This window comes from Salipaludibacillus sp. CF4.18 (genome assembly GCF_051262595.1).
In the GTDB taxonomy this organism is placed as follows: Bacteria; Bacillota; Bacilli; order Bacillales; family Salisediminibacteriaceae; genus Salipaludibacillus; species Salipaludibacillus neizhouensis.
Window position 1 is genome coordinate 18,760 of the sequence record NZ_JBIMEV010000051.1, and the last position, 12,323, is coordinate 31,082.

Here is a 12,323-nt window from a genome sequence, read left to right on the forward strand (position 1 = left end):
CATGGAGGTGCTATTCGAAAGGGAGAACGCCCTTCCCTTGATACGTGTGGCGTATGGATAGCTGTTATCATCGGCGGGGGTATCCATGTCTATGAATCTCTTATCGTCAAATTTAATTCCACTAGTTTTTCTTCTATTATTCGTATTTCATTTTTCGTAAATCCCTGATCTTTAAACCAATCTATGGAATAATCGACGTTTAAAGTTCGTTTCAATCGTTTTACTGGTACTTCTTCAATGTTAAAGAATAACGCGCAAGCCATCCTGTGAGAGCCGTCGAGTAATTGCATGTTCGAATCAACTCTTACCGGGCTATCTGACTGGAATCCCTTTTTCTCTATACTTTTGATCAATCTTTTATAGCCATTCTCTCTCAGCGCAAGTTTTTTTGGCGAATAGTTTCTTCTAGTTTTTTGCATTTTTCTATATAACTTAAATCCGACACGATTTTTACCGAAATATTCTTCAATTGCTAAATAACGAATAACAATATCCACCCGGTTAAAGTGGTTACTTGTCATCTGTTTATTTAGCAGCTCTTTCGTTTTCATCATTGCGTTATCCCTTCCCTTCTGGTGTTTTTCCTGCTCTGTCAACTGATCTATTAACTGAACGAGCAGTTTTCCGGAAAACTTATTTTTCGTGGGATAAGCATATGACAAAAAGTTTTCCATTCTTTCATTAGCATCCGCCATCAACTTTTCATCATCTATGATTGACCCTAGCACATCTGCTAACTTAGTCACATTTGATTGAACGAAGTCCCCTAATAACTTCGAGTTAAAGTAGCTTTTTGCTCCAACCGATAATTTCGTTTTCATTTCGAGAACAAGAACAATTTTGTTAAATAACATAGCTTCTAACCCTACGGTTGAACTATTTACAATCACAATATCTGCCTCTTCCATTGATTTATAAAGTGATCCTTTGGGGGAAGAAACAACTACTTGAGAGTACTTTGAGCTTAGTTGTTTATACTTTTTAATATATTTTTCTCTCGGGTGTGGTTTTATCATAATTTTAACAGGATATTTTCTTACGACCTTTTCAATAAACTTTACCCAAATATCTTTATTATTGTTTCGTTGTGTGGCAATCAAAATCAGCGGTTTTTTAGAATTATTTTTAGCATAATTAGAATTTATTCTTTGAGTGATGATACTATCAAAACGAGGATGACCAATGATTGCTAATGATTCCTTATTTGCTCCTTTTCGTTGAAGAAGGTCAACTTCAAATTTTCCATAAACGGCTCTTTTTGTTGCTAATACAGGCATTCGAGATTGCCACCCTAATATTAAACCATGCTGCACAGATATACTGGGAATCCCTTTGCTTCGCGGAAGTAGTTGTGGGATTCTTAAAGTCCCCGTGTCAGCAACTAGGACACAAGATACTGGATTTTCAGTTAGAAACCGGTCCATAGCCAGCAAATCCCTCATCGTAGATGAAATGACACTGAAGAATTTTTTTTGAAGATCCCGGTCACCAAAAATAGGATGATCTTGTAAATGTCTAAATTGCTGTGTCGCTTTTTGAATATAATCCTTTCCCAGCCTATTATCTTTCCTTACATAACGAGATAAATTAAATATTGGGATCCCTTGATATGTTTTTCTAGATGTTGATTTCTGAAGGATAATACAATTTTCACTATTAAAATATTGTTTATAAAAACTTAGTGGTATCCTCAGGTAAGAGTCTTTATAAATTAATACTTTTCTATTCTGATTAGATATCGACAAGTTTTCTTTGCTGCCATGTTGAAGGTATTGGTCAAACTTGGATTGTATTTGTTTTTCATCCCTTATTTTATTTTTCAAAAAGGGGGAAATTGACTTACCTTTCAACTTCGATAATGACTTTTCATTCAGAAGGCGATTAAACCTAAAATATAAGGGCAACGGGACACCATTATATTGGATTTCCTTAAATTCTTCGATAAAGTCAAGGTAGAGTGACCAATAATTTTTTTCAAATGTGTCCATGCCTATCCCCCTTTTTCACTGAGCTTTAAAAGAATAAAGTCACACCATTCGCGAACACAACCGTTTCCTCCATTTAGCGAGCATACATAATCAGCCTGAGATTTCAACTGATCATGCCCATCATTTGGTACAGCAGAAAATGCACTGGCGCTCATTGCTTCCAAATCATTTAAGTCATCGCCAATATAGGCCGTCTTTGAAAAATGAAAGGCTTTATTTTTTTCTAAAAACGCTTCTAAAAATTTCTTTTTATCATCAATACCCTTATACAGATAATCAATGTTAAGTTTTTCTGCGCGATGTTTTACGAGTATATTATCTTCTCCAGTGAGAATCATCACTTTAATGCCTGCTTGTTTCAACCTTTCGATACCCATGCCATCTTTTGTATTGAACTTTTTAATTTCATCACCGCTTTCCGTATAATACATCCCTCCGTCTGTCATAACACCATCGACATCACATATCAGTAAATTAATGTTTTTCCAAGCTAAAAATTTATCTGCAGATACTGTCTTCCTCTTTAATTGTTCGGCGATTATCCAATCAGAAGGCTCATCGATTTCAAAATAAGTTTCTTCAGGCATTTCATATAACCCTATTTTTCCAGATACACGACAAAGTGTTTCTGCTAGTTTTTCTTTAGACGTAATATAGAAAGCTCCATTTTCTACGAAAAAACCATCCCAATCCTGTCTTCTCGGTCTTTTGGCCGGATCATAATTTAACGGCCTGCCTCCTTTCTTGTGCTGTTCCCACAAAAAGCGTTTTTGTCGAACGACGGAAACTAAGCTATCCAATTCATCTTCAAAATACTGATCAATGCCAGATTGAAGATGCTTAGATTCTAGTAGCGGAGAAGTGACTTGAATGAGAACAAGCCAATTAAAATCGACGTGATTACAAAACTCCAAGAGAGCACTCTCCGTCGTTGCCTCATCGGTTGCCGTCTCTTCACTACGATGGACCACTTCAACTTTTGGCAACAAAAAGTTTTCTACTACCCTTGTAATCTCTGAATGGTCCGTGGCCACATATATTTTATCTATTGCTTCACAGTCACTGGCCGCTTTTATTGCCCAATAAGCAAGGGGACGGCCACAAAAGTTCTTGATGTTCTTTAATGGAATACTTTTACTTCCTCCTCGTAATGGAATAAATGCTACTGTATTCATTCGAATTACCCTCTTTTCAATTTTTTCCTTTGCACTTTTTCAATCTCTAATATTTCTTCTTTTTTATACGTTAAGGCTTTAGACACATCGCGCGAATCTTCCACTAGTTTTCTAAAGTCATTTGGTTCTAAACTTGCTGCATGATCAGTTCCTTTCCATGTACGGTCTAAAGTAAAATGGCGTTCAATATATTCTGCGCCCAGGGTTATAGCTGCTATATCCGGTGCAATTCCTAAATGATGCCCAGAGAAACCTATCGCTTTCACGTCGTTTCCAAACGACTTTTTTAAACGTTTAATATCTAAAAGTGAAATATCTTCAAAAGGTACTGGATAACCTGATACACAAGAATATATGACGAGATCCTTATTTCTGTTTTTATTGATAAAGAAATTCATGATCCTTTCTGCTTCTTTCTCATTTGTCATTCCAAAAGATAAATGGATCTCCCCTGCGTAATTTTCTGCTAAAAAATCTAACATATCAAAATGAAGGTTACATGCTGACGGAATCTTTATGAAACTCGGGTTTAACGTAGTAATCTCTTTTGCAGAAGTCAATTCCCAAACTGAAGTACTGTATTCAACTCCCCACTCTTTACATGTATCTCGTAATTCTTTGTGTTGATCGGTGGTTAATTCAAGGAATTCTCTATGTTCGCCGTAGGTCTTACCATATGAATTTCGTGGATTCGGGTGGGGAGCGTTAAATTCTTTTTCCGTCAATAGTTCTTTCGGTGTTCGCTTTTGAAACTTCACTGCATCTGCTTTGCAATACTGCGCGGCAACTTTAATTATTTCTTTTGCTAAATTAAGATCCCCCTTGTGATTACATCCGACCTCAGCAATCACATATGGATTTTTCTTTTTTATCTCCACTTTAAAACATCCTCTCTTCTAATTTCCTGCGATACTTATAGATTATGAACATCAGCTTCTAAGGCTTGGATTCATTCACTAGGAACTCCAAAAAAAGGCATTCTTCACGTAAAAACTAAAACCTGGTACCAAAAACTCGGCACCAGGTTTTTACTAAACTTCATTTATATCTTCCACGTCGAATACATTCATGACATTTTCCAGTTTTATTTGAAGTAACATCTCTTCGCAGATTTTTTTTTACAGGTTTAAATAATATTTTTCTTCGAAGCTCTGTATTTTATTGCATCCGTTTCATAAACTGCTCTTCTTTGTTGATCGAAATATTTCTTCTTTATTATGATCATTGATAAGAAAAAGAGTAGCGATGCAATCACAGCTCCAACAGCGTCTGAAATATAATGATGGTTTAGGTATACCCTACTTGACGCTACTAACAATATAGTCGTTGAGAAGAATACAATAACAATCCATTTTAATTTTTGACCGCAATTAAAATGGGTAAACAAAATATATCCTAAGCTCAAGAAAAAGAGTGATGCTCTCATCGTATGTCCACTCGGAAAACTATAGGAAGTCACTTCAAAACTACCATGGAATGCTTCAATCGCTCGTTCAGCACCAGGCCGATCTCTTCCAAATAGTACTTTAAGTATAAAGTTTAACGCAATCCCGCCGTAATTTAATAGGAGAAACCAGGTAGCATCTCTAAAATACTTTCCGTACAACAGGATTAACACCAACACGAAAACGGAACTTGCAATAAATTCTATACTACCAAGTGTTGTAAAACCATTCATGATAAAATCTGTGGATGTCGTCATCACATTTCTCCCATTCACACAAATAAAAGGGGAACAATTTCCCCTTTAGTTTTCAAAAGCTTGAATACCAAAAACAAAGTGAAGCACTAAAAAGACAACAACCATCATTATTACCCCTATAACTAATCCTCTTAACGCTTCACTAACTCCGTCATCATATTTCTTAACAGATTTCATTTCACCATTCTCCTTTTAGGTAGGATTTTAAATGAGTAACCACTAACATGTTTCATGTGATTGCATTCATCTACATGAAATTGCATTTCTTCTAAAACTAAGATCCTTTGCATTATCAACATTTACTTCTTTTTATTTCCTTTTAACGGAGCCTTTATCTCTAAAAACACAAAAAACCTTTACCGAAGTAAAGGTTTCCCACAAAATAAAAGACCTTTACGTAATGTAAAGGTCTTGCTAACAACTTTTTCAGTCGCCAATATAGCCGGGAGCTTTCACTCCGAAATGACGACTATATTGTAAAAGCTACTCCCCTTTAGGAGATTATGTATGAAGTTTGTAATCTTATCATACGTTCGAATTAAAATTAAGTCAATTTATTTTTTAGGGGACGGTTCTCTGCTTCCTGCTCTCCATAAACGGAAGCAGAGAACCGTCCCCTGCCTCCTGTATAATATCAAGGATTTTTACAACAATAATAGAAGAAACTTGAAAGGAGGGGTTGATCATAGAGAAATTTTGCATGCTCATCGGGAATGGGTTTACCATAGACTTCGGCTCCCGGTATGGACTTAATCCTTCAGCCCCACTCTCCCACTTCGGACAAAGCAATCTGTCTTATGAAAAATATATTCACAAACTACCTTATATCCAAAATGAGCTATTTCAGCTTGCACAGCACGAACCGAATGAATATGAAGCGATAGAACGTTTTATGAACAGTAGAAACTACAATTGGGATAAGGATTGTCAACTCCGCCGCTTTTTATCCTTATCGTATGCAAGTTTTCAAATTTATGCTGACCGCATAAGTATCGTAAATTGGAAATGGACCAAATGGCTTGAACAAAATTATAAAGACCTGATTTTTGTCGTGTCATTTAATTACGATTTAGTTTTCGAAAAAGCATTAGAAACCTCTAACATACATTTTTTCCGGACTGGTTCCCTTGAGAACGAGACAGGCATACCTATTTTTAAGCCTCATGGATCTATAGACTTTGAAACCAATACATCTGAGTATTCTGTGGAAGACCGTTGGCAAATGACAACTTTACTTCAGGATAACGGGAAGGTAACAACTGTTCCGAAAGAAGATTGGTTAGAACCTAGACTGGAGGCAGATATTATTCCACCTCATAAAGATAATTATCAACGGATCCTAAGTTGGGTGAAAAATGGGATTGACCAATTTAACACACGTGGGAAAGATATTAATCTCTTGATTATTGTTGGTCATTCCTACGGCGAAGCTGACCGCCAAGAAGTGGACCAATATTTGGTTTCTCTTAAACCAGATACAAAAATAATTATCGTCGATCCAAAACCAAACCCCGACTTACTAGAGAAACTAGATGAATTAAACCTGAAACGACTCCCCACCAATGCAGCAGGCCTTCCTTGGTAAGCTTAGGGACGGTTCTCTGCTTCATAAAAATGAAGCAGAGAACCGTCCCTAAAAATCCTTCTTGACACAACTTGTATATACAAGATATAATGAAAACGTAATCATGACTTGTATATACAAGTTCGACAAAACTCGACTCAAGACAGCTTTTATACAATAAAGGAGGAATGGAAAATGAGTAAGTTTACAGAACCAGCGAAGGAATTACTTGAACACGTCGGTGGAAGTGATAATATTTCCGTTGTCACACATTGTGCGACAAGAATGCGCTTCGTACTTAATGATAATGACAAGGCAGATGCAAAAAAGATTGAAGAGATCTCTCTCGTCAAAGGTACATTTACGAATGCTGGGCAATTTCAAGTTATCATTGGTAACGATGTTGCTTCTTTTTACAACGAGTTTACCGAAATCGCCGGTGTTGGTGATACATCAAAGGATGAAGCAAAAGTTGCTGCAAAACAAAATATGAGTTTTATTCAACGAATGATCTCACACCTTGCAGATATCTTTACACCATTAATTCCCGCACTTGTTGTCGGTGGTCTTATTCTAGGTTTTAGAAACGTTATCGGTGAAATTGGTATGATCGGACCAGACGATTTAACATTAGTCGAAGTTTCCCAGTTTTGGGCCGGAACCCATGCTTTCTTATGGTTAATTGGTGAAGCGATCTTTCACTTCTTACCCGTCGGTATAACATGGGCCATCTCCAGAAAGATGGGAACTACCCAGATTCTCGGTATCGTTTTAGGTATAACTCTCGTTTCCCCTCAACTACTTAACGCATACGGCGTTGCAGGTGGAGGAGACATACCGTTTTGGGACTTTGGTTTTGCACAAGTAGAAATGATTGGGTATCAAGCACAAGTTATTCCCGCTATTTTAGCAGGTTTTGTCCTTGCTTATCTTGAACTAGGTTTACGAAAAGTTATCCCGAATGTCATCTCAATGATTTTTGTTCCATTCTTTGCACTTATTCCAGCAGTGTTAGTTGCTCACGTTGTCCTAGGCCCTATCGGTTGGACAATGGGTTCGTGGATTTCTGAAGTAGTCTACTCAGGTTTAACTTCTACATTTGGGTGGTTGTTTGCAGCGATGTTTGGTTTTGCCTATGCACCACTTGTTATTACTGGGCTCCACCATATGACCAATGCGATTGATTTACAGCTAATGAGTGAATTTGATGGCACGAATTTATGGCCGATGATTGCCCTATCGAATATTGCACAAGGGTCTGCGGTTGTTGCGATGATCTTCCTAAATAAAAAAGACGAAAAAGAACAGCAAGTATCTGTTCCAGCAGCAATTTCTTGTTATTTAGGCGTAACCGAGCCCGCCATGTTTGGTATAAACTTAAAATATATGTTTCCATTTTTAGCAGCGATGATTGGGTCTTCCATTGCCGCGGTGATATCCGTAGGTGGCGGTGTCATGGCTAACTCGATTGGGGTTGGCGGCATTCCCGGATTCCTTTCCATTCAGTTCCAATACTGGATTATCTTTTTCATCGCCATGTTTGTAGCGATTGCTGTTCCATTCGTGTTAACAATTATTTTATCTAAAACCAAAATGGGCGTGAATGCTTACAAACGCCTTGGGAAAAAATAGATTATTCTTTTAGTAAAAGGCAGGTGTTCAATTTGGATCAACAATGGTGGAAAAAAGCGGTTGTCTATCAAATTTATCCAAAGAGCTTCAACGATACGACAGGTAATGGCACTGGAGACATTCAAGGGATTATTGAAAAATTATCTTATTTGAAAAAACTAGGGGTCGATGTTCTTTGGTTGACCCCTATTTACGACTCGCCTCAGCGAGATAATGGCTATGACATTCGTGACTATTACAACATTTACGAGCAGTATGGCTCCATGGAGGATTTTGATCAACTATTAAAGGAAGCACATCAAATCAATCTGAAAATTATTATGGATATCGTCATTAATCATACCTCCACTGAGCATGAGTGGTTTCAACAATCGATGTCGTCAAAAGATAATCCTTATCGCGATTTTTATATTTGGAAGGATGGGAAAGATGGCGATGTCCCCACCAATTGGGCTTCGAAATTCGGGGGATCTGCTTGGCAGTATGAGGAATCAACCGAGCAATATTACTTGCACCTGTTTGATGTTACTCAAGCTGATTTAAATTGGGAGAACGAAGAAATGCGAAAAGCAGTCTATCAGATGATGGATTACTGGCTTCTGAAAGGCGTCGATGGTTTCCGTTTAGATGTCATCAATTTAATTTCAAAAAATCAGCACTTTCCTGATGATGATGGAAGTGTTGCTCCTGGAGATGGGCGGAAATTTTACACGGATGGACCAAGAGTTCATGAGTTTTTCCGGGAGATGAATCAGGAAGTTTTCTCAAAGCATGACATCATGACCGTCGGTGAAATGTCGTCGACAACGATTGATAATTGCATTAAGTATACGAACCCGGAACGGCAGGAGCTAGACATGACCTTTAATTTTCATCATTTAAAGGTAGATTATCCTCATGGTGAAAAGTGGACAAAAGCCTATTTTAATTTTCATGAATTAAAGCAAATTCTATCAACATGGCAAGTCGAAATGAATAAAGGTGGCGGTTGGAACGCTCTGTTCTGGTGTAATCACGATCAACCCCGCGTCGTCTCGCGATTTGGCGATGACAAAAGGTACCATACGGAATCTGCAAAAATGCTGGCAACAACGATCCATATGATGCAAGGAACCCCTTATATTTATCAGGGCGAAGAATTTGGTATGACGAATCCAGCATTTGACGACATCGATGACTATCGTGATGTCGAGTCGTTAAATATGTATAACGCCAAGAAAGAAGAAGGCATGCAAGACAAAGATATTATTGAAATATTACAGCAAAAGTCGAGAGATAACTCACGAACACCCGTTCAGTGGAATGCAAGGAAGCACGCCGGATTTACCACAGGCACACCATGGATACAGACCGCGGCTAACTTTCGCGAAATTAACGCGGAACAAGCTGTTGCCGATAAAAACTCGGTCTTTTATCATTACCAACAGTTAATTAAACTTAGAAAAGAATACGATATCATCACCAGTGGAGACTATCAGTTGCTTTTAGAAGAAGATAATGATATTTTTGCTTATGTACGAAGCAATGGAGAAGAAAAGTTACTCATGGTAAGTAATTTTTATGGGCGAGAAACAACCTTTACTCTGCCGGAAACATTCGATGTTGATGGGTATTCATGCGATCAATTACTAGCCAACTACCCTGATTCACCAAAGGACATCCAACAAATCAAGTTAAGACCCTATGAATCCATTGTTTATCATCTTAAGAAAAACGGCAGAGCCGTCTTTTATTAAATACAGCGTGATCTTTAGCCACCATCATTTAAGTATCAAGGGTGGGGTTCCCTTGATACTTGTGGCGTAAAGATAGCTGCCAATTTTATAAATTCTCTTAGCTCTTAAGAAAAACCGTTAAGCTAAACTACATCGTGAGCTTTTGCCACAATTCCTGTAACACCTGCGCAATGTGTGCAGGTGTTAATGGAGAAGGAAAAAAGGAGTCACCTTGACCCCCCTTTTTCAGTTTAAAGGCAGATGCGAACGTAGATCTTATCTTTTACTAATAAATGGGGCTGCACTATGAAAAACAAATATTTATCAATTTATGATGAGATTGCAACACAAATAAAGTCTGGAGAAATATCACCTGATACACTCCTCCCTTCAGAAAACGACATGACAGTTCGCTATGATACTTCGAGAGAAACAATTCGCAAGGCGTTAAACCTCTTGTCTCAGAATGGGTTTATCCAAAAGGTTAGAGGCAAAGGTTCTATCGTGATCGATGTCAATAAGTTTGATTTTCCGATATCCGGACTTGTAAGTTTCAAAGAATTGGCACAAAAAATGGATAACGTTAAAACCATTGTTAGCGAATTATCACTCATTAAACCTGATGCAAACATTAAACGCCAGTTAAATCTGACCAGCAATAACTCTGTTTGGAAGATAGGAAGAGTCAGGGAAATTGATGGGGAGAAAATTATCTTAGATAAGGATTACCTCATTGAAGAGCTGGTCCCTGGATTAACAGAAGAAATTTGTGCAGATTCTATTTATAATTACGTTGAAAACGAGCTGCACCTCACCATTAGTTTTGCAAAAAAGGAAATTGTTGTCGTTGAGCCGACTGCGGAGGACCGTGAGTTATTAGACCTTGATGGCTTTCATAATGTTGTTGTCATCAAAAACTACGTCTATTTTGATGATACGACCCTTTTTCAATACACAGAGTCCAGACACAGACCAGACAAGTTTAGATTCGTTGACTTTGCCCGAAGAACCCATTAAGTCCAAATTTTTTTCAAAAGGGGATGTTTTCATGTTAAAGAAACTATTCGGTAAAAAGGAAAGTGTTGTAGAACGAATTACTGCTCCTATTAATGGTAAAGTCGTGGACATTACAGAGGTTCCAGACCCGGTATTTTCTCAAAAAATGATGGGAGAAGGAATCGCTGTTGAACCGAGTGACGGAAATGTCGTCAGTCCTGTAGACGGAGAAGTTGTCCAAGTTTTCCCTACGAAACACGCGGTTGGATTAAAGACTAAATCTGGACTAGAACTTCTCATCCACATTGGCCTTGACACGGTTAATTTAGATGGAGAAGGCTTTGAAGCTTTTGTTAAAGCCGGAGATAAAGTAAAACGCGGTGATAAACTGGTCAGCTTTGATTTAGAAATCATTAAAGAAAAGGCAACTAGTACTATCTCCCCTTTAATTATTACGAACATGGACGAAGTCGTTGAAAATGTAGAAAAAGAATTTACGGAAAACGCAAAAACAAGTGAGACAGAAGTACTTATTGTGACAGTTAAATAAGAAACAAGGGGACGGTTCTCTGCTTCATAAAACGAAGCAGAGAACCGTCCCCTATTGTTTCCAAGGTTATTTTTGATTTTTATCAAGAAGTAATTGTTTAATTTCCTGGATGTCTTTCTTTAAATCCTGGTTATCTTTGTACAATCTTTCCATCTGTTCCTTTTGAAGCGTTTCGTCTTCATGACCCAAATAGTCCAATATTACAGCAACTACTAGATTTAAAATAACTAATGCCCCTATAACAATAAATGATATAAAATAAGCCCACGCCCATGGTACTTCATGAATAATCGGTCTTGCTACCTGACTCGCCCACGATTCAAAGGTTACTACCTGCATCAATGTGAAAAGCGAGGTGTGAAAACTCCCAAAAAATTCATACGGAAGAACATCTCTGAAAAATGTTGTTCCAATAATAGCGTAAATGGAAAAGATCAAAAACGTCAATCCTAAAATACCCGTTAGAGCTGGCACAGATTTCATTAGGGAATCGATTATCTTTCTTAAAGCTGGAATTGCCGGAATCATTCTGATCAAACGTAATACCCTTATCAGTCTTAAAACACTTACGAACGGAGTTGCGTAAAATAATAAGCTTGCTAAGACAATACTAAAATCAAAAATATTCCACTTATCAAAGAAATAGCCTCTAAAACCGAGACCAGTAATTTTCAGGATCATTTCTATAGCAAAGATCCAGACAATCATTACATCAAGAACTAATAATATGTCATTCCCAACAAGATAGGATTCGGTGACAATAACCAATCCGTTGAATAAAATGATTCCAATTATAAACGGCTGAAACAGTCTATGCTCAACCAATTGTTTGACCTTTTTTCTTAAAGGATTCTGATTGCTAGTTACTTTATCTTCTTCTGTTTCTTTCATTTGATTCAACCACGTTTCCCTTCCACCAATTTACTGTCTAACTCTATTATTATATCAGTTATTCTGGAAAATAAAATATACTACCGCAAAAAAAGTTTAGGGAAACAAAG

General features: G+C 37.5%; 11 protein-coding genes. 5 read left to right on the top strand and 6 right to left on the bottom strand.

What is annotated here, in order from left to right; translation table 11 throughout:
* Positions 1-89: 89 nt before the first annotated feature.
* The 5 genes from ACHABW_RS20905 to ACHABW_RS20925 all read right to left on the bottom strand — a co-directional run bounded on the left by ACHABW_RS20905 (position 90) and on the right by ACHABW_RS20925 (position 5,042).
* Positions 90-1,988: a UDP-N-acetylglucosamine 2-epimerase gene (locus tag ACHABW_RS20905; protein WP_435758228.1), complete on the bottom strand. Its 1,899-nt coding sequence runs from the start codon at positions 1,986-1,988 to the stop codon at positions 90-92.
* Between the two features lie 2 nt (positions 1,989-1,990).
* A complete protein-coding gene (locus ACHABW_RS20910; RefSeq protein WP_435758230.1) occupies positions 1,991-3,163 on the bottom strand; it encodes an HAD-IIIA family hydrolase in 1,173 nt (390 codons plus the stop codon).
* Between the two features lie 5 nt (positions 3,164-3,168).
* Positions 3,169-4,041, bottom strand: a complete 873-nt coding sequence (locus ACHABW_RS20915) for an N-acetylneuraminate synthase family protein (RefSeq protein WP_435758232.1) — start codon at positions 4,039-4,041, stop codon at positions 3,169-3,171.
* A gap of 248 nt (positions 4,042-4,289) precedes the next feature.
* Positions 4,290-4,865, bottom strand: coding sequence for a phosphatase PAP2 family protein (locus tag ACHABW_RS20920; RefSeq protein ID WP_435758234.1), 576 nt, complete (start codon positions 4,863-4,865; stop codon positions 4,290-4,292).
* 45 nt (positions 4,866-4,910) lie between these two features.
* A complete protein-coding gene (locus tag ACHABW_RS20925; protein ID WP_259457934.1) occupies positions 4,911-5,042 on the bottom strand; it encodes a hypothetical protein in 132 nt (43 codons plus the stop codon).
* 502 nt (positions 5,043-5,544) lie between these two features.
* Here ACHABW_RS20925 and ACHABW_RS20930 point away from each other — a divergent pair.
* From ACHABW_RS20930 to ACHABW_RS20950, 5 genes are all read left to right on the top strand, one after another.
* Positions 5,545-6,450, top strand: coding sequence for a hypothetical protein (locus tag ACHABW_RS20930; protein WP_435758236.1), 906 nt, complete (start codon positions 5,545-5,547; stop codon positions 6,448-6,450).
* Positions 6,451-6,624: 174 nt separating this feature from the next.
* Positions 6,625-8,061 (top strand): PTS system trehalose-specific EIIBC component, encoded by a 1,437-nt coding sequence (gene treP / locus ACHABW_RS20935; RefSeq protein WP_435758238.1) that lies wholly within the window; start codon positions 6,625-6,627, stop codon positions 8,059-8,061.
* Between the two features lie 32 nt (positions 8,062-8,093).
* Positions 8,094-9,797, top strand: a complete 1,704-nt coding sequence (gene treC / locus ACHABW_RS20940; protein ID WP_435758240.1) for an alpha,alpha-phosphotrehalase — start codon at positions 8,094-8,096, stop codon at positions 9,795-9,797.
* Between the two features lie 285 nt (positions 9,798-10,082).
* Positions 10,083-10,793 carry a trehalose operon repressor gene (treR, locus tag ACHABW_RS20945; RefSeq protein ID WP_435758242.1) on the top strand — a complete coding sequence of 237 codons (711 nt, stop codon included), beginning with the start codon at positions 10,083-10,085 and terminating at the stop codon, positions 10,791-10,793.
* Between the two features lie 31 nt (positions 10,794-10,824).
* Positions 10,825-11,322: a PTS sugar transporter subunit IIA gene (locus ACHABW_RS20950; protein WP_435758244.1), complete on the top strand. Its 498-nt coding sequence runs from the start codon at positions 10,825-10,827 to the stop codon at positions 11,320-11,322.
* A gap of 66 nt (positions 11,323-11,388) precedes the next feature.
* On the opposite strand, the gene ACHABW_RS20955 is transcribed toward ACHABW_RS20950, so the two are convergent.
* Positions 11,389-12,213: an ion transporter gene (locus tag ACHABW_RS20955; protein ID WP_435758246.1), complete on the bottom strand. Its 825-nt coding sequence runs from the start codon at positions 12,211-12,213 to the stop codon at positions 11,389-11,391.
* Positions 12,214-12,323: the final 110 nt, after the last annotated feature.

Coding starts and splice junctions, on each gene's coding strand:
- ACHABW_RS20905 (WP_435758228.1), bottom strand. CDS start 1,988: ATGGACACATTTGAAAAAAATTATTGGTCACTCTACCTTGACTTTATC.
- ACHABW_RS20910 (WP_435758230.1), bottom strand. CDS start 3,163: ATGAATACAGTAGCATTTATTCCATTACGAGGAGGAAGTAAAAGTATT.
- ACHABW_RS20920 (WP_435758234.1), bottom strand. CDS start 4,865: ATGACGACATCCACAGATTTTATCATGAATGGTTTTACAACACTTGGT.
- ACHABW_RS20925 (WP_259457934.1), bottom strand. CDS start 5,042: ATGAAATCTGTTAAGAAATATGATGACGGAGTTAGTGAAGCGTTAAGA.
- treP (WP_435758238.1), top strand. CDS start 6,625: ATGAGTAAGTTTACAGAACCAGCGAAGGAATTACTTGAACACGTCGGT.
- treR (WP_435758242.1), top strand. CDS start 10,083: ATGAAAAACAAATATTTATCAATTTATGATGAGATTGCAACACAAATA.
- ACHABW_RS20950 (WP_435758244.1), top strand. CDS start 10,825: ATGTTAAAGAAACTATTCGGTAAAAAGGAAAGTGTTGTAGAACGAATT.
- ACHABW_RS20955 (WP_435758246.1), bottom strand. CDS start 12,213: ATGAAAGAAACAGAAGAAGATAAAGTAACTAGCAATCAGAATCCTTTA.